This is a genomic window from Photobacterium piscicola (genome assembly GCF_046058925.1).
GTDB classification, from domain to species: Bacteria; Pseudomonadota; Gammaproteobacteria; order Enterobacterales; family Vibrionaceae; genus Photobacterium; species Photobacterium piscicola.
On sequence record NZ_CP175534.1, the window covers coordinates 1463154 to 1479980 of the forward strand.

A 16827-nucleotide genomic window follows, 5' to 3' on the forward strand; every position below is an offset into this window, starting at 1 on the left:
TCTTTGTTTCTTTGTATTGATAATGGTTTCTTTTACTTTTGGTAAATATTATTTCTAATTCATTGATTAAAAATAATAAAACCTAATGTAATTTACTATAATCACTTATAAAAAGTAGTTAAAAATTTCAAATGAACTAAAGTTGTAGCAATAGATGGTTAGAGTACGAAAGAAAAAACTATTGTTGCGACTAAAAATAGTCAATGTAATTGCTTTATTTTAGGCTGAAAATCAGCCATTTTAGGCTATTTGGTTGTTTTGTCTCTCTATTGACAGTTCTTGTCTACTAGTGGTTATATAATGGCGCTTTAATTTTTATTTACATGACTAAATATTATGATTGGGGCGATATCTAACAGGACGTAATAATGAGTAAACACGATAAATATAGTATAAATAATACGGATTACACGATTGGCCAAGATAATGTCCAAAAGTGGGGATTCGATGTACATAACGCCGTTTTTGGTGTGAGCGCTGGATTAATAGTCATTTTTTTAGTTGCGATTTTAATTTCAGATCCAGCCACCGCAAAAGCAACATTAGACAGTGTAAAAGGTGCCATTGTTAACCAATTCGCCTCTTTATTTATTTGGGCTGGTAATTTCTTTGTCTTCTTTTGTTTAGCATTAATTGTTTCACCGTATGGACGTATCCGTCTCGGCGGTAAAGATGCTGAAGCTGAGCATACAACATTATCATGGCTATCAATGCTATTTGCCGCAGGTATGGGTATTGGCTTGATGTTTTGGAGTGTGGCTGAACCTGCTGCATATTTCACAGGTTGGGGCGGTTCAACACCTTTGAACGTTACCCCTGAAACACCTGAAGCATTTAAAGTCGCGATGGGTGCAACCATGTACCATTGGGGTCTCCACCCTTGGGCTATTTATGGTGTTGTTGCCTTATCAATGGCATATTTTGCTTACAATAAGGGATTACCACTTTCTATTCGCTCTGTGTTTTATCCTATTCTTGGTGATCGCACTTGGGGTTGGGCTGGCCACATCATCGATATTCTTGCTGTATTGGCAACACTATTTGGTTTAGCTACGTCATTAGGCTTAGGCGCACAACAAGCGGCAAGTGGTATTAATCATGTATTTGGTACTCATGGCGGTTTAGAACTGCAAATTGGTATTATCATTGTAGTTACTTGTGTCGCTATTTTTTCTGTAGCGAAAGGTATCGATTCAGGTGTTAAATTACTCAGTAACATTAATATGATGGTTGCTGTTGTCTTATTAATATTTGTTGCACTGGTTGGTTTTGCTATTTCTATTGATACGATTCCAAAAACAGTAATGGGCTATATTGAAAACTTTATTCCGCTAAGTAACCCTTATGATCGTACTGATGAAAAATGGATGCATGCTTGGACGGTTGTTTACTGGGCTTGGTGGATTTCATGGTCACCATTTGTAGGCTCATTCATTGCGCGTATCTCAAAAGGTCGTACTGTTCGTGAATTTTTAATTGCAGTATTGATTATTCCAACAGTAGTAACGATTGTTTGGATGTCAGTATTTGGTGGCCAAGCTATTCACCAAATTATGGATCATATTGGTACATTAGGTACTAAAGGTATTACTCAAGTACCATTAGCGATGTTTGAAATGTACGACGCATTACCATTTGGTACTATTTTATCGTTCATTTCAGTGATTCTAATTCTGGTGTTCTTTGTAACATCATCAGATTCAGGTTCATTGGTAATCGATAGTATTACCGCTGGTGGTAAAGTTGATAACCCTGTTGCTCAACGTATTTTCTGGGCAGCCGTTGAAGGTGTTATTGCTATTGCTTTATTATGGGTCGGTGGTACTCAAGCTATTGAAGCATTACAAGCCGGTACGATTTCGACAGCATTACCGTTTACATTTATTTTATTACTTATGTGTGTCAGTTTATTGATGGGCTTTAGGACTGAGCGTAAATAGCCTTTTCGTTCATTCGTTGTAATAAAGTTAATGTTATAAAAAAAGCAGCCATTCAGAATATTTACTGAATGGCTGCTTTTTTATGGAAAGAGAATAGAAAAGGTGTTGTTTATTCCCAAAGGTATCCAATAGGTGTCTCAGGTGTAAAATGATAAGCGATTTGTGCTTGAAGTAATTCAGCAGTCGCTAAAGAATCGGTTAGCGCATGATGTGGCTGATAGGCTGGAAGGCCATAACGGGAACGGCATTTACCTAGTCGTACTGAACCTGGGCGTTTACCTTTTAATTTATTCCACAAACCACTAATTTGTTGCTGCTGAATGGTTGCTTCAATAGCTAAAGTATCAACAACTGGAAATTGAATTCCTTCGCCTAAACGAATGTCTAAGGCGCGATCCATAAATTGGCGTTCAATATTTTTATAATGAACGACAACCACTTTTCCAGCCAAAGCGTCTAGCACTGATTCAAGGATACGGCGTAAGTCAGGTGCTTGTTGCACATCAGAGTGGGTAATACCATGAATAACAACCGAGTCTTCTTCTAATTTTACCTTAGGTTTTACCACCCAGTGTTGCGATTGGCGGCAATAAATACGGTGTAAGTCAAAAGGGACTAATCCTATACTAACAATGTCATCGATTTCTGAGTTGAGTCCTGTTGTTTCAAAGTCGAGAGCAACAAAAGGCACCTCACTCAGTGGCGTATCTTCAGAGACAATACCTGTCTCATAATAAGATTTAATGCGGCTATCTTGTGCTTCTTGCGCTAATGTTTTAAAACGTAAATGCCAGTCTGGTACTGGCATATTACGTGTAAAGTGTGCAGAAGTAGGTTGTTTTGATCCGTGATGAAACATGAACGGCTCTTTTTATTATCGGGCTGATTGATAGCGAAACTTCACAAAGTTTTGCGCTTTACTCAATATCTGGAATGCGTCTTTTAAATTTCTACGTTCAAAATCAGACATATTTTCAGGCTCAATGCTGTTATCTGGCTCAATACCTGCTTCAATATCTAATGCTTGGTGGCGAATACGCACTAAAGAAATGTATTCCATTGCATCACGTAAGTCTTGTGCTCGACCTGGCGGTAAAATACCGCTATCGATAATATCATCAAGACGTTCAAGTGAGTTTTGTGAACGAGAACCGACCGCAAGTGCATGGACACGAATTAAATCAGCTAATGGTGCCGTACCACGGCGCTTTAGGTTGATTGAGTTATTATGTCGACCATCTTTTTCCATAACAAAATCTTTAAAAAATCCCAATGGAGGGGTGCGGTTTAAAGCGTTACGTGCAAGACAGGACAAGAAACGAGAGCTATTTCGTGCTCGACGAACAATGAAGCCATTTAATTGTTTGGCCCATTTAGTTTTGCCCCATACACCACCAAGATCAAAAAAGATTGAGCTGTTAAGTAATGCGACTGGCTTAGGGTTATCAATCCATTCAGCGAAACAATCTTCCCATTGTTGACGCGTTTTACGCCATTCTGGGTTGGTTGCCATAATATCGCCAGTACAATAGGTATAGCCACATTCAGCTAATCCATCACAAACAAATTTAGATAGTTGCTCAAAATAAGCATTATGTTTGTCATAATTGAAGTTGTTATCAAGAATGATAGCGTTATCTTGATCGGTCACAATCAGTTGTTCATCACGTGCCATTGAACCGAGAGCAAGAAAACAATAAGGCACAGGGGGGGGGCCATATTTTTCTTCTGCAAGTTCAAGTAGACGTTGTTTAAAGCTACGCCCGATTTCAGCCATCGCGCTACCAATCATATGAGAGTTAGCATCTTCATTGACCATTCGTACAAAACAATCTTTAACTTGAGTTGAGAGAACAGCTAATTCTTCTACTGATTGTTGCTGATAAATGCTGCTGACGAGTAATAAGCTATTTTGTGATTCATAGCGCACAATGTCAGAGACACTAATAATACCCACTGGATGTTTATTGCGCATGACGGGTAAGTGATGGATGTTAGAGCGTAGCATGGTTAACATGGCTTCAAACACATAAGCATTATGATCAAGAGTAATTGGTTCTGCTGACATTACTGTCGAAACAGGCTCGGCGGTTGAGACACCAAGCGCTAAAACGCGGGTACACAAATCACGATCAGTAATAATGCCAACGATTAAGTCATTATCATCATCATCGTCAGTGATATTTTCATCACAGATGAGCAGGGCAGAGATCCCTTCTTCTGCCATTGTTTGAGCGGCAACTTGAATGGTTGCATTTTGATCAAGGATCACCGCATCACGTGTGAGTAGGGTGCGCACTTTTGATGTGGTTAAGTCATTTTCATCATTTTGACGTGATACTGCATGTCGTAGACGAGAGCCATCATCGACTTCAACAAAGTCGGCAAAACTATCATAATCGTCACAGAGTTTGGTAAAAAGAGTACCTGGCACGCAATAGAGTAGGGTGTCTTCTAATGCTTTGGCTGGCATTCTTACGCGATTATTCATTAATAATCCCATTTGCCCAAAAATATCACCTTCATCTAGACGGTTATATAATTCCCCTTTACGGCGATAAACTTCAACAGCGCCACTACGAATAAGAAATAAATCATTAATGCTATCACCGAGATTTAAAATCATACTGTCTGCGCGGTGATAAGCCACTTCAATTTCGATTGCTATTTCATTCAATTGTTCTTCTGGTAGCAAGTCGAAAGGTGGGTATTGGCTGATAAAATTAAGTATTTCTGTTTGTTCTGCTTCCATATCTCAGTCCATATCAATAAAAAACAGGAGCAAGGCTCCGCAGATAATAATTAGAGAGCGATAGATCTTATTGGTACTTAAATAGCCTATCACTCTTGGAATTGTAACCTATGCCAGAGTGGAAATCACATATTGTTAGTATTAACGATTACAGCTGTAATTGTTAATACTAATATTTATTGATAAGTAAGCATTGATGATTATTTGATATTGTCAATCAATAGCCCCTAGTGATTTAAGAGATACTGATCATAAATATAAACATTAATGAGTAGCATAAAATAGTGCCAAAATATTAATAATTAGGGATATTTTGTTATTATTAAATAAGCCCTATTATCATCTAAAAAAAACTTAAATCTAGAGTATTGTGAGGGTAGAGATAAAACGGAATGTATTACGCTTTTAATGAGTCAATGTTAATCGGCGTATTATTATTTATCGCTATCTCTAGCGAGGGAAAATATGAAGATTGTTTTTTTTGGGGAAGCATTAGTTGAGCTTAACCATTCACCTCGATATCAAACATATGGTGGTAATGTGGTTAATCGAGCTTTATATTTGGCTCGATTAGGCGGTTCGCGTGCTATTAGTGTTAGTTATGCGACATGTATTGGTATTGAAAAAATATCAATGAGCATGCTGCAATGTTGGCAACGAGAAAATATTGATACCAGCTTAGTAAAATGTTTAGCAACAAAATTTCCTAATTTATGTTTTATTGAAACAGATAGCCATGGTCTGCAACATCATCATTATTGGAATAAAGATAATGCGATGCGATATTATTTTACTTATGGCCCAGCATTATTAAATCGAGCCCTGACGAATAATGATTATGGAGCGATTTATATAAGTGGTAGTAGCATTGCGGCTTTGACTGATGATGATAAAACATTGCTATTAAGCTTACTTGAAATACATAAGAGAGAAGGCGGTAAAGTTTACTTAGATAATAGTTTCCGTGCTGATCTTTGGTCAACGAAACAAGCACAGTATTGGTATGAAAAACTATTTTCTTATGCTGATATCGCGTTTGTTGATTTAAATGATGAAATGAGAATTTGGGGAAGCTCACGTTATTTAACTCAGCGTTATATCAAATGGGGTTGTCGCGAGGTTGTATTTAAACAAGCGAATAGAACAGAATGTACGGTGTGCAGTTTAGTGATTCGTTCTGATGCACTATTACGGGTCGCAAGTATCAAGCTAGCGGTGCAGTATGGCGATCAGATAGTAGATAATGCTTTTGTTGCTGGTTACCTTGCTGCTCGAATTAACCAACAATCGATTTCACAGTCATTATTGTTGGCACAAAAACTCAGTCATCGAGTAACAACATGTTCTGATGCGATTATTCCGTCTGATTCAATGCGCGATATTATGTAGATAGATAACTCATTGTGCAGCATGTGATCGGAATGGCTTGTTTTGTATGTAAAATAATCAAACGATCGTAAAATCAAAAAATGCAGTTGACTCATCTACAGTAATCCGTAGAATGCACCCCATACCGCGAAACAACAACGTTTCATCGGTTAGGAAATATGGCGCGTTGGCAGAGTGGCTATGCAGCGGATTGCAAATCCGTGTACCTCGGTTCGACTCCGGGACGCGCCTCCATACTTCCTCTTGCGACACTAGCTCAGCTGGTAGAGCGCAACCTTGCCAAGGTTGAGGTCACGAGTTCGAACCTCGTGTGTCGCTCCAATTTTAAGAATATTGACATTGTCAGTGTTCAGCAATACAAGAGGTGACTCAACAAGGTTGAGGTCACGCCTGATTTTACAAGATCAGGAACCTCATGTATCGCTAAAAATTAAAAAATATGGCTTAAGAGCGATATTTATAGATGGTGTCTTACCCATCGCATTAAATTGCGTGCCCTGGTGGTGGAATTGGTAGACACAAGGGATTTAAAATCCCTCGGCGTTCGCGCTGTGCCGGTTCAAGTCCGGCCCGGGGCACCATCTTTTTATTTGCTTATTTGCAAATGAAATAGTAACAACAGAATTAAAAGATATGGCTAAGATAGCGGTATCTATAGATGGTGTCTTACCCATCGCATTGAATTGCGTGCCCTGGTGGTGGAATTGGTAGACACAAGGGATTTAAAATCCCTCGGCGTTCGCGCTGTGCCGGTTCAAGTCCGGCCCGGGGCACCATCTTTTAAAAAAGCTCATCATTTGATGAGCTTTTTTTTCGCCTATTATATTTGCCTTAATTCTTATCATCATCTGAACGAAGAATACAGTTTTGGGTGAATTGTACGGCTTCATTCGCACTCCATTCTCCTTTCGCTTTTTCTTTTAGCTGGTTACACCATTTTTCACTACCTATAGTGGGTGAGCATGCTGATAATAAAAATACCATACTGATTAAAACTAACATTGTTTTCATTGGTAGCCCTTCTTCATGTGAATTTTTATCTTTTTATTATTTGATCATGGTTATAGCGTAGATAATTTAAATCATTATTCGTGTTATTTAATACTACACTCAGTAGGGAATAACGACATTATATTTACAGCTATAGTGTTGGCGCTAGGAGGGCGAATGAAATTAAATTGTGATATGGGAGAAAGTTTTGGTGCATGGAAAAAGGGCAATGATAGTGATGTAATGGCTATGATTTCAATGGCAAATATTGCTTGTGGGTTTCATGCATCCGATCCTGATACGATGGCTGAAACTATCCACTTAGCTAACTTATATGATGTTATGTTAGGTGCTCATCCTAGCTATGATGATAAGTTAGGTTTTGGTCGACGCCATATTGTTCACTCTTTAACCTCAATTGCTAATTTGGTTGCATACCAGATTGGTGCGCTAGACAGTTTATGTCAATTACATCATTCTTGTTTATATTACGTAAAACCTCATGGTGCGCTTTATCACGATATGATGAAGGATGACCAGATCTTTACTGTTATTGTAGAGACATTAAGTCAACTCAATTGTAATCGTCTTCATCCATTGGCTTTGGTGGTACTTTCTCGAAAAGATAATCACCGTTATAAAATGATAGCTAAACGTTATAACGTGACATTAATCTATGAAGCTTTTGCTGATCGAACATATTTGGCATCGGGTATGCTCATGCCACGAGATCAACCACAGGCAGTATTAAGTTCGGTGGCAGAGGTTCAACAACAGATGCAACAATTACTGCAAGGGAAAGTACAAACACATACTGGAGAATGGTTAATATTAGATGTTGATACTGTGTGTGTACATGGCGATAATCCGCAAGCAATGAGGCTCATTAAGAAATTAGCAGCACTCATAAAAATCAATTAATTATCATTAATATAATGGGGAAACATATGGAAATTACCCCGATTTCAGAAGGGACGCTAATGGTTGAATTTAGCGCCGTTATTGCACCAGAAATCACTCAATGTATTGCTGATTTTATTGTCTATATTCAGCAGCAATATGCTCCTTATATTATTGAGATTATTCCGTCATATACCAAGGTGTTGTTGCAATATAAATTGGGTACCTGTGATTTTGAACAATTACAACAAACTATTTTGATATGGTCTCAAGATTATGAGTATCAACAGCGATCTTCTATTGCAACGGTTCACCATTTATCGGTGTATTATGATATTGAAGTTGGTCCTGATTTACCTGTATTAGCGGCATTAAAACATTTGTCGATAGAGGCTGTCATTGAAGTACATAGTCGCCAAATTTATGATGTTGGGGCGATAGGATTTACACCGGGCTTTGCTTTTTTATCTCTTGTTGAACCTAAGATCGCTATTTCTCGTCATGCTACACCGCGGCAATGTATTCCTGCTGGTAGTGTGGGGATAGCTGATCAACAAACCGCTATTTATCCACAATGTAGTCCTGGTGGGTGGCAAATTATTGGTAATTGCCCACAGTCGGTATTTGAAGCCGACACTTATCCACAATCTTGTTTTAAGATCGGCGATAAAGTGAAATTTGATCCAATTGAGCGCTCGCAATTTTTGGATCTTGGAGGTGTAATATGCTCGGCTTGGTCGTAATAAATTCAGGCATATTATCCTTAATACAAGATCTTGGTCGTTATGGTGTTGCTCAACAAGGTATTACTCAAGGTGGAGCAATGGATTTGCATGCATTTTGTTGGGCAAACTATTTATTAGCTAATGATAGTAATGCCGCCCAATTAGAATTGACGGTTGGTTTAGCTTGTTTTGAAGCGTTAGAAGATTGCCAGTGTGCATTAACCGGAGCGGATATGGCAGCAACGATTGATGGCCAGCCTATTTCACCATGGCAAAGTTTTCTACTTCATAAAGGGCAAAGATTACAATTTGGTGTGGCTAAATATGGGTTACGCACTTATCTTGCTATTCGTGGCGGTTTTAAAGTTCCGGTAGTACTTGGCAGTGTATCAACGGTTATGCGAGAGCATTTAGGAGGATTACAATTTGGTCAATCTGTGGCTAAAGACGATATTCTTGAGGCTTATGCTGCACCATTATTACCGACATATTCAACGGTACCTTGTCTCTATATTCCAGATTACAGTACAGAGGTTGTATTGCATGTTATTGAAGGTTATCAAGCTGAATGCTTTTCACTCTCGCAAAAAAATATTTTTTATCAACAGCAATATCAAGTAACACCGGCATCTGATCGTATGGGCTGTCATTTGCAAGGGACAAAAATTGAGGGTGTAATCGCAGGAGTGATTTCACAGCCTATTGCTATTGGCGCGATTCAAATTCCAGCGAATGGATTACCTATTATATTGTTAAATGATCGTCAAACATTAGGGGGGTACCCTATTTTAGGATGTATTGCGCGAATGGATTTATGCCGTCTTGCTCAAGTAAAGCCTAATGATGGGATTCAATTTAGAGTTATGGATGATAAATCGTTAATGTGGTATCAACAGCAGTGGATGGATTTTAGTGATTTTTTTTCGTTACCGTTTTAGCTCTTAATCAATAACGTCATTATAATATGGAGTGTTATGTATATTTTTGGTTATGGTAGTTTAATTAATACCTTTTCACGACAACGAACGGGAAACACCGGTGCTGCAATACCAGTGTTAGTTGAAGGATTACAGCGATATTGGGGTAAGATAGAAGGGAGTTACCCTATTTCGCCATTAGTCGTTGTTCAAGAACAAGGCCAATGTAACGGTGTGTTAGTTGAAATTGATGCTGTGGCATTAGTTGAGTTTGATAAACGTGAGCATGGTTATCAACGAGTAGAGATTGCATGGCAAGATATTACATTTATCGACGATCAATCACTCAAAAGAGAAGGTACTGTTTGGGTGTATACAAATAATAATTTTTGTACACCCTGTCCTAAAAAACCGATTATTCAAACTTATGTTGATACAGTGCTTGCTGGGTGTTTAATGATTTCACCACAGTTTGCTGAGTTATTTATATCAACGACAAAGGGGTGGCAACATGCTTATGAAAATGATCGCCACCAACCTAAATATGGTAATCTAGCACATGTTTTTAAACAGGACAGGCTAATTATTGATCAATTGGTGAAGTTTGCAATAATACGTTCTCATCAATCGTAATAAGAATATAAATATAATGGCAAAACCCAATAAAAAAGGGCCGGTTAAAACGGTTGATGTAATATGTGGCCGTTGTAAAACGTTATTATTTAAATATCGCAAAGGTGGAAAGGGCGCATTAGTAAAATGTTTTAAAGAGAGAATAAGTAAAGATTTTACTCTGCAAGCCTGTGTTTGTCCTGAATGTCAGATGGTATTTGGCCGTGAAACATTGGTTCGTGGCACACCAGCCTATAAAATTATTGGCAGTAAAGCGGTAGCAAAATAACGGCAATAAACAGCTAGTGATTACATAACTGTTTAATACCGTAATAGTCGTGTTATTTTATTAGAACAGGGTTAGGACAGATTATTTTTTTACTGACTAATACTGCTTTTAGATCGAGTAATTTACGTTTGTAAGTTGCTCGTACGAGTTGATAGTCAATTGAAGGTGCAAACCACAATGAGAGTTTACGATCTTTTTTCTTTATTTGATCAACTCTAATTGCTTTTATATCACCAAAATTAGTTGCGATTGTTTCTTCTCCGATAACCTTAAAGTAGTAATGGCTAGTGTCGTCACTATTTTGCAGTATAAAGTCAAAACTCTTCTTACCTTGCATAATATCTAATCGCATCTGCGCACCAATCGTATCGCCATCAAGAATTGGTAATAAATTTTCACTAAATTGATGTGATTTACCATCTTCAATCACGGTAGATTTTGCACCGTTATCAGTAAAAGTAGCAGAAACGTTGCCTGTCATTAATCCTTTTATATTACGTTCAAAAGAATCTGTCACAAAACTATGACGTGGTGGTGACCAATGCAGCTTTGAATGTTGGTTTAATTTTGCTGTAGTGATTAATACATTAACAGTACTCTTTGTATAAATATCTGCTTGAGTACCATTCCATACCAAATTACGTTGATAATTGCCGATATCATGCCCTTCAAAAAAAACCTTATAGTTCAATGTCTTGTTGCATTGGTTGTTTTTTCTCGGTAATGATTGCTCTAAATTACTCTCTATATTTGTTGGAGTATTATTTTTTTGAATTGGCACACTGCTAATAGTAGAAGAGGGTGCCAATGTGTCTGCGTTAGCATTAATAGTGATACTGAGTAAGCCCACTAAAGAAAAAGTCATAATAGGTAATAAACGCACGAATACTCCTGGAATAATTACAAATAACCGTGTTACTTGATGTTAATTATAGCTGTTTAATAGTCTAACAGATGTGTCATAAAATTAACGTAGCTAATTGTGATGTAATAATGAGATTAGCGTATGAATAATTAAGAATTAAGAAAAAAATATTTATTTAAAAGTTCATGAGAATCATATGGTTAAATTAATTATCAGGTGAGGGCCTTTTTAAAAATAATGTGATTAATATTAAGGTATTGTTTTTTAAGTAATTAAAGTTAACTTTTCTGCGCTAGTGATATGACGATTTGATATTGGTTATTTGACGTAATCCTTGGAGAAGCCTATTTTTATTTGGTTGTTATTTGTGTATTTTACTTAGAGGAGTTAAAGATGAAAAAGATGAACTCGTCATATCGATTACAGATTATTAAGGAAATTGCCCAAAAAAGGCAAATGCAGTCCACCGATGATCCGATGGCGAGGCATATATCTGAACTTCTTGAATGTCATCATGATGGCCCTATAAAAGCATCGCCGACTTTTTCAGATAATCATTATGATGATCATATCGGTGGTTGGGTCAGTGATTTATGGGGACAGAATAAGTAAATAAACACATTTCTAATACCATAAATGGGTGCAATTTTTTGTTGTACCTTTTTATATCAGAAAGAATAGATATAAAAATTATGGGTGAGATACTGGAACAAATATCATCACTGATGTACATTGCGTCGTCTTTATTTTTTTAGGCTGACAAATGAATTATACCGAATTTGATAGTTACGCGCGTAAATGGATTTTCACTCATGCTTCAATGCCTGTGGCTGAAGCTGATTTAGTACAAATAAAACCATTTACTCAAGCTCGTTCGGCGCAATTGTGGTGTGAACACGTGAGTAGTCAGAGTCCTGATGCAGATCATTTTGAAAAAGGTGATTGGGCCTTTGATAAAAAAATTTGGTCGGATGCAATAGACTGGCAGCAAGCTTGGGACAGTGATGAACCTGAGTTACCAGCAGAGCTGTTGGCTGATATAAAGTGGGAAGATAACACAACCATTTTTTTCTGTTATGAAAAATACAATATTATCGAAACTAAATGGGGTGTATTTAAACGCAACTGGAAGAATTTTTTGTTTTTTGATGACGGTCCTTTATTACTTGGACGCAAACAAAAACAAGCCATTTGGTTCCAATCAAATGGTACTTTTCAATTAGCGACACGCCCATAAATTGATATTCATTTTAAATGCCGTATCTGTTCTGGCAGATACGGCATTTTCATCAAAACGAATTACATTCTACAAGGCATCCCTTGCCGGCCATTTTGGCTTGATACATCGCAATATCTGCTTGGAATAAAATATCATCAATAGTCTGTTGCATATTTGGATGCACATAATAACATCCGATACTTGCGTTAATGGCTAAATGATGTTGATTTATAATTATCGGTTGTTGAAGTATTTTTAGTATACGTTTGCATGTGTTGATGACATCGGTATGTTTTGTGGCGGGATTAATTATTGCGATAAACTCATCACCAGAAAGACGCGCAACCATATCACTTTTTTTTACAGCATTACGTAATTTATTGGCTGTGATTTTTAACACTTTATCACCTATTTGGTGGCCATAATTATCATTAATGATTTTAAAACTATCTAAATCAATAAAAAGGACAGCGAATATATGATGGGTAGTAAGTTGATTTTTTAGTTCATCATTTAAACGATTAGTCAGTGCTATTCTATTGGGTAGCTCTGTTAATGGGTCATGGTGATTGATATATACTAAGCGATCAATTTCTTTTATGGTTGTAAGGTCAGTTGCGATAATTGAATATTGTATATGATTGTTTTTAATATCAATTAATTTATTTACCTTTACATATAAAGGAATGTTCTTTTTGCTTACCATGTGTTGAATATTAAATTCACCCTGCCATTGATGTGAGTTATTAAGCCCATGAGAAAGGGATGCTTTAATTTTTTCATATGCTGGAGTATGAATGAAATTAATCAAAGGTTGGTGAATGATATTTTCATAATTAAGACCAATAAGGCGGCAGAAGATAGGGTTAACACGAGTAATGATACCATTGCTATCAAGAAAGATAATTACATCTTGGCTGTTATTAAATATACTTGATGTTAATTGTTGCTGATGTATATCTGTTTGTTTTTCTTTGGTCAGAGTTGAGATCTCTAAATCTATATTAGTATCTTTCTCGGTAGCGTTACGAATCATTACTTGATAACATTTAAAAATATCACTCTCATGAATATTTTCATTGTTATATATACTGTATTGGTTATTGGTTGTGTTTTTTAATTGATGTAATGGTTTAATAAACCATTTGTTAATACGGTTTAAAATATAGAAAAAAACAAAAAAAAGAGTACAGATTAGTAAGATATTTAATTTTACATGATGGTTGTGAATGACATTCAAAGTATCTTTATCAAAGAAGCCAATCTTAATAAGTGCTTGAAAAATAATGTAAATTGAAGCAAGGAACAGGAGCAACTGCAATGCTATTTTTATATATATTGAGTAATTTGAAGAAAACCTTTTGAAGGTTAGCATAAAAAATACCTTGTGACATTAATTATGATGGCGCAATTACAACACTAGCCATGTTATTTATTACGCATTAATGCATTATTTTTAGTATAGGAATAGTTTTAAATAATATCATGGTATGAGCGCAATCATGCATATTAAACTTATAAGTATTTTTTATTGATATATATATAATCATAGTTAACTATTCATTTTTATTTTTAATAGTTTCCATTAAATTTTTAATTGTTACCTCACTTTTACTCATATTATTCTCACAAGAGTGAACGGAATGTTGATTTGTTATTAATGGCTGTTTTAATGGAACGGCACAAGCAATGAAAAAACGTGAACTATGATCTGTTGTGGTTATTATTATTGGTGCTGATGATGATTCGAAAAATCCCATTTGAAACGGCATTAATTTATTATTAGCACTATAAGAAATACCAGATTTTAAGTAAATAAAGCAGGAGTGATAATCTTGGGGCGGGGTAAAGCACCATGTACTGTAAGATGTCATAATAATATCGAGCAATATTAACTCACAATGACTTTTAATTGGGCTGGTGTGTTGCTGGTAATCACCAACCAATACTTTTGTTGTTGAATGATTATCTTCTACTAAGGGAAGGTGGTGTTTCTTAAATAGTTGGCTTTTTGGTTGGCACATTTCATTATTATTTGCTGCTGGTAATGCCATCCATAACTGGAATGATTCTGTTGTTGATTGCTGAGGTAATGTGGTTGATTTATGAATAATACCTTGACCGCTCGTCATCATATGGATATCACCACTTTTCACGATATGATGCTGTTGTGTTGAATCATGATGTAAAATAGTGCCAGTGAGGGGGTAGCTAATAGCTTCTATTCCTGAGTGGCCATGAAAACTCAAACCATGGTTCGTGGGGGATTTTGACGTGAAATGTTCCCATAAAACGAATGGATTTGTGGTAGGAAAATGTTGTTCATGGATGAAAGAAGTAGTAATGCCTTTTTTAATGCCATGACGAATATGAGTAAGTTGTCTACTTTTCTGCATAAGATATTTATGTCCACTTTAAAATAAAAGTAAAGCTATCGTTCATTCTTAATATCTATGTTATTTAAAGCGTAGTCGCGATAATAATTATTTGCAGATGAATAGCCTAATTTTTGCGATTTTATTTCTATCGATAACATGTTACTGAATAGCTTCCTAAGCTGTTATATTGGTAAGGTTGTAATATAATAATGTAATCAGTCAGTTATTTATTTCAATGTACAGTTTAACGGGGGTTCTTCTGGCTATTCGTGCATTGAAAAAATAAAGCAAGGTATCGTAATGACATTATCTTTAGGTGGTTTGTTTAAGCAACAAGCGTTTATTAACGGCGAATGGGTAAACGCATATTCAGGAAAACACACGGTTATCACTAATCCTGCTACCGGTGAGGTTATTGGAAATGTTCCTTTAATGGGAGTTGAAGAAACACGTGTAGCAATAGATTGTGCTGATAATGCATATCGACGTTGGTCAAAAACAACGGCTAAATATAAAGCGACCGTATTACGTCAATGGTATGAGCTTATTATCAATCATTCTGTTGAATTAGCGACTATTTTGACCTTAGAGCAAGGTAAACCACTGAATGAAGCTAAAGGTGAAATAGCTTATGCGGCAAGCTTTGTTGAATGGTATGCCGAAGAAGCTAAGCGGATGAATGGTGAAATAATTCCAAGCCATAAAGCTGACGCAAGAATTTTGGTTTCACGCCAACCTGTTGGGGTTGTGGCTGCTATTACCCCATGGAATTTCCCCGCGGCAATGATCACGCGTAAATGTGGCCCTGCATTTGCCGCAGGTTGTGCCGTGGTATTGAAACCTGCACCTGATACTCCCTTTACAGCATTGGCATTTGCAGCATTAGCGCAAGAAGCTGGTATTCCTGATGGCTTATTCAGTGTTGTAACTGGGGATGCGGTTAAAATTGGTGCAGAGCTTACGGGTAATAAGAAGGTTAAGAAGATTTCCTTCACTGGCTCTACAGCGATTGGTAAATTGTTGATGGCGCAAGCTGCGGCAAGTGTGAAAAAAGTGTCATTAGAATTAGGCGGTAATGCACCCTTTATTATTTTTGATGATGCTGATATTGATCGCGCCATTGAAGGTGTGATGATTGCTAAATTTCGTAACGCAGGCCAAACGTGTGTCTGTGCTAATCGTATTTATGTACATCATAGTATTTACGATCAATTTATTGATCGGCTACGTCAACAAGTCGCTTTATTAAAGGTCGGTAATGGACTTGATGATGGTGTGACTATTGGTCCATTGATTAATCGAGCGGCGGTTGAAAAAGTTGAACGTCATATTCATGATGCGATGTTAAAAGGTGCTCATTTAGTGCTAGGTAGTCAACAAGCATCAAGTGATTGCTTTATTACGCCGACGATTATTCGTGATGTTCGAGATGACATGTTAGTTGCGACGGAAGAAACTTTCGGACCATTAGCGGCTATTTTTAGCTTTGACGACGATCAAGATGTGATTGAGCGTGCTAATAATACTGATTCAGGTTTGGCAGCTTACATTTATACACAATCACTATCGCGCGCATTTAACGTTAGTGAAGCATTAGAATATGGCATGGTTGGTGTGAATGAAGGCCTTATTTCTACAGAATTAGCTCCTTTTGGTGGCGTTAAAGAGTCTGGGTTAGGACGTGAAGGCGCACACCAAGGGCTAGAAGAATACACTGAAATGAAATATACGTTGATGGGCGGCATTTAGGGATCTTTGTACATTAAGTCCTATTAAAATAAAGCTCTATTATTAGGGCTTTATTTTATTAACTCGTAGTATAAGTAATATACACGTTATAAATTGTTTTGT

General features: G+C 36.8%; 16 protein-coding genes and 4 tRNA genes. 14 read left to right on the top strand and 6 right to left on the bottom strand.

Features of this window, described 5'->3' with window-relative positions:
• Positions 1 to 368 precede the first annotated feature (368 nt).
• A complete protein-coding gene (locus tag ACJZU6_RS07105; protein ID WP_080157807.1) occupies positions 369 to 1940 on the top strand; it encodes a BCCT family transporter in 1572 nt (523 codons plus the stop codon).
• A gap of 109 nt (positions 1941 to 2049) precedes the next feature.
• Here ACJZU6_RS07105 and ACJZU6_RS07110 read toward each other — a convergent pair whose 3' ends face one another.
• Both ACJZU6_RS07110 and ACJZU6_RS07115 read right to left on the bottom strand, forming a co-directional pair.
• Positions 2050 to 2799 (bottom strand): 3'-5' exonuclease, encoded by a 750-nt coding sequence (locus ACJZU6_RS07110; RefSeq protein ID WP_080157806.1) that lies wholly within the window; start codon positions 2797 to 2799, stop codon positions 2050 to 2052.
• Between the two features lie 15 nt (positions 2800 to 2814).
• Positions 2815 to 4692 (bottom strand): DUF294 nucleotidyltransferase-like domain-containing protein, encoded by a 1878-nt coding sequence (locus ACJZU6_RS07115; protein WP_080157805.1) that lies wholly within the window; start codon positions 4690 to 4692, stop codon positions 2815 to 2817.
• 465 nt (positions 4693 to 5157) lie between these two features.
• Here ACJZU6_RS07115 and ACJZU6_RS07120 point away from each other — a divergent pair, with 465 nt between their 5' ends.
• The 5 genes from ACJZU6_RS07120 (at position 5158) to ACJZU6_RS07140 (ending at position 6857) form a co-directional block, all read left to right on the top strand.
• Positions 5158 to 6081, top strand: coding sequence for a PfkB family carbohydrate kinase (locus tag ACJZU6_RS07120; RefSeq protein ID WP_080157804.1), 924 nt, complete (start codon positions 5158 to 5160; stop codon positions 6079 to 6081).
• A 160-nt stretch (positions 6082 to 6241) separates the two neighbouring features.
• A tRNA-Cys gene (locus ACJZU6_RS07125) sits at positions 6242 to 6315 on the top strand.
• An 11-nt stretch (positions 6316 to 6326) separates the two neighbouring features.
• Positions 6327 to 6402 (top strand) — tRNA-Gly (locus tag ACJZU6_RS07130).
• 173 nt (positions 6403 to 6575) lie between these two features.
• Positions 6576 to 6662: transfer RNA gene (locus ACJZU6_RS07135), tRNA-Leu, on the top strand.
• Between the two features lie 108 nt (positions 6663 to 6770).
• A tRNA-Leu gene (locus ACJZU6_RS07140) sits at positions 6771 to 6857 on the top strand.
• Positions 6858 to 6912: 55 nt separating this feature from the next.
• Here ACJZU6_RS07140 and ACJZU6_RS07145 read toward each other — a convergent pair.
• On the bottom strand, positions 6913 to 7092 hold the full coding sequence (locus ACJZU6_RS07145) for a DUF3012 domain-containing protein (RefSeq protein ID WP_080157803.1): 180 nt from the start codon (positions 7090 to 7092) through the stop codon (positions 6913 to 6915).
• 156 nt (positions 7093 to 7248) lie between these two features.
• Here ACJZU6_RS07145 and ACJZU6_RS07150 point away from each other — a divergent pair, with 156 nt between their 5' ends.
• Genes ACJZU6_RS07150 through ACJZU6_RS07170 form a run of 5 tightly spaced genes read left to right on the top strand, consistent with a single transcriptional unit; the run spans position 7249 to position 10514 of the window.
• Complete coding sequence (locus tag ACJZU6_RS07150) at positions 7249 to 7992, top strand: 5-oxoprolinase subunit PxpA (protein WP_080157802.1); 744 nt, start codon at positions 7249 to 7251, stop codon at positions 7990 to 7992.
• Between the two features lie 26 nt (positions 7993 to 8018).
• Complete coding sequence (locus ACJZU6_RS07155) at positions 8019 to 8714, top strand: allophanate hydrolase subunit 1 (protein ID WP_080157801.1); 696 nt, start codon at positions 8019 to 8021, stop codon at positions 8712 to 8714.
• Entirely contained in the window at positions 8696 to 9634 is a 939-nt protein-coding gene (locus ACJZU6_RS07160) for a biotin-dependent carboxyltransferase family protein (RefSeq protein ID WP_408900875.1), read from the top strand. Before ACJZU6_RS07155 ends, ACJZU6_RS07160 begins: the two co-directional genes overlap by 19 nt.
• 36 nt (positions 9635 to 9670) lie before the next feature.
• Positions 9671 to 10246, top strand: coding sequence for a gamma-glutamylcyclotransferase family protein (locus tag ACJZU6_RS07165; RefSeq protein ID WP_080157799.1), 576 nt, complete (start codon positions 9671 to 9673; stop codon positions 10244 to 10246).
• 16 nt (positions 10247 to 10262) lie between these two features.
• Positions 10263 to 10514 (top strand): hypothetical protein, encoded by a 252-nt coding sequence (locus ACJZU6_RS07170; RefSeq protein WP_080157798.1) that lies wholly within the window; start codon positions 10263 to 10265, stop codon positions 10512 to 10514.
• A 52-nt stretch (positions 10515 to 10566) separates the two neighbouring features.
• Here the strand turns inward: ACJZU6_RS07170 and ACJZU6_RS07175 are convergent, their stop codons facing one another.
• The gene (locus ACJZU6_RS07175) at positions 10567 to 11397 is read right to left on the bottom strand and encodes a DUF3108 domain-containing protein (RefSeq protein WP_080157797.1); all 831 of its coding nucleotides are present in this window, start codon (positions 11395 to 11397) and stop codon (positions 10567 to 10569) included.
• 375 nt (positions 11398 to 11772) lie between these two features.
• Here ACJZU6_RS07175 and ACJZU6_RS07180 point away from each other — a divergent pair, with 375 nt between their 5' ends.
• The gene (locus ACJZU6_RS07180; protein WP_080157796.1) at positions 11773 to 11991 is read left to right on the top strand and encodes a hypothetical protein; all 219 of its coding nucleotides are present in this window, start codon (positions 11773 to 11775) and stop codon (positions 11989 to 11991) included.
• Positions 11992 to 12142: 151 nt separating this feature from the next.
• On the top strand, positions 12143 to 12616 hold the full coding sequence (locus ACJZU6_RS07185; protein WP_080157795.1) for a DUF2947 domain-containing protein: 474 nt from the start codon (positions 12143 to 12145) through the stop codon (positions 12614 to 12616).
• A 52-nt stretch (positions 12617 to 12668) separates the two neighbouring features.
• On the opposite strand, the gene ACJZU6_RS07190 is transcribed toward ACJZU6_RS07185, so the two are convergent.
• Together ACJZU6_RS07190 and ACJZU6_RS07195 are read right to left on the bottom strand one after the other, a co-directional pair.
• Entirely contained in the window at positions 12669 to 13973 is a 1305-nt protein-coding gene (locus tag ACJZU6_RS07190; RefSeq protein ID WP_408900876.1) for a diguanylate cyclase domain-containing protein, read from the bottom strand.
• A 181-nt stretch (positions 13974 to 14154) separates the two neighbouring features.
• The gene (locus ACJZU6_RS07195) at positions 14155 to 14994 is read right to left on the bottom strand and encodes a pirin family protein (RefSeq protein WP_080157793.1); all 840 of its coding nucleotides are present in this window, start codon (positions 14992 to 14994) and stop codon (positions 14155 to 14157) included.
• A 282-nt stretch (positions 14995 to 15276) separates the two neighbouring features.
• On the opposite strand from ACJZU6_RS07195, the gene ACJZU6_RS07200 reads away from it, so the two are divergent.
• On the top strand, positions 15277 to 16725 hold the full coding sequence (locus tag ACJZU6_RS07200) for an NAD-dependent succinate-semialdehyde dehydrogenase (RefSeq protein WP_408900877.1): 1449 nt from the start codon (positions 15277 to 15279) through the stop codon (positions 16723 to 16725).
• The last annotated feature ends 102 nt before the right edge of the window (positions 16726 to 16827 follow it).

Bases quoted from the DNA above. Each gene is read 5' to 3' on its own strand.
- ACJZU6_RS07105 (WP_080157807.1), top strand. From the start codon at position 369: ATGAGTAAACACGATAAATATAGTATAAATAATACGGATTACACGATT.
- ACJZU6_RS07110 (WP_080157806.1), bottom strand. From the start codon at position 2,799: ATGTTTCATCACGGATCAAAACAACCTACTTCTGCACACTTTACACGT.
- ACJZU6_RS07115 (WP_080157805.1), bottom strand. From the start codon at position 4,692: ATGGAAGCAGAACAAACAGAAATACTTAATTTTATCAGCCAATACCCA.
- ACJZU6_RS07120 (WP_080157804.1), top strand. From the start codon at position 5,158: ATGAAGATTGTTTTTTTTGGGGAAGCATTAGTTGAGCTTAACCATTCA.
- ACJZU6_RS07145 (WP_080157803.1), bottom strand. From the start codon at position 7,092: ATGAAAACAATGTTAGTTTTAATCAGTATGGTATTTTTATTATCAGCA.
- ACJZU6_RS07150 (WP_080157802.1), top strand. From the start codon at position 7,249: ATGAAATTAAATTGTGATATGGGAGAAAGTTTTGGTGCATGGAAAAAG.
- ACJZU6_RS07155 (WP_080157801.1), top strand. From the start codon at position 8,019: ATGGAAATTACCCCGATTTCAGAAGGGACGCTAATGGTTGAATTTAGC.
- ACJZU6_RS07160 (WP_408900875.1), top strand. From the start codon at position 8,696: ATGCTCGGCTTGGTCGTAATAAATTCAGGCATATTATCCTTAATACAA.
- ACJZU6_RS07165 (WP_080157799.1), top strand. From the start codon at position 9,671: ATGTATATTTTTGGTTATGGTAGTTTAATTAATACCTTTTCACGACAA.
- ACJZU6_RS07170 (WP_080157798.1), top strand. From the start codon at position 10,263: ATGGCAAAACCCAATAAAAAAGGGCCGGTTAAAACGGTTGATGTAATA.
- ACJZU6_RS07180 (WP_080157796.1), top strand. From the start codon at position 11,773: ATGAAAAAGATGAACTCGTCATATCGATTACAGATTATTAAGGAAATT.
- ACJZU6_RS07185 (WP_080157795.1), top strand. From the start codon at position 12,143: ATGAATTATACCGAATTTGATAGTTACGCGCGTAAATGGATTTTCACT.
- ACJZU6_RS07190 (WP_408900876.1), bottom strand. From the start codon at position 13,973: ATGCTAACCTTCAAAAGGTTTTCTTCAAATTACTCAATATATATAAAA.
- ACJZU6_RS07195 (WP_080157793.1), bottom strand. From the start codon at position 14,994: ATGCAGAAAAGTAGACAACTTACTCATATTCGTCATGGCATTAAAAAA.
- ACJZU6_RS07200 (WP_408900877.1), top strand. From the start codon at position 15,277: ATGACATTATCTTTAGGTGGTTTGTTTAAGCAACAAGCGTTTATTAAC.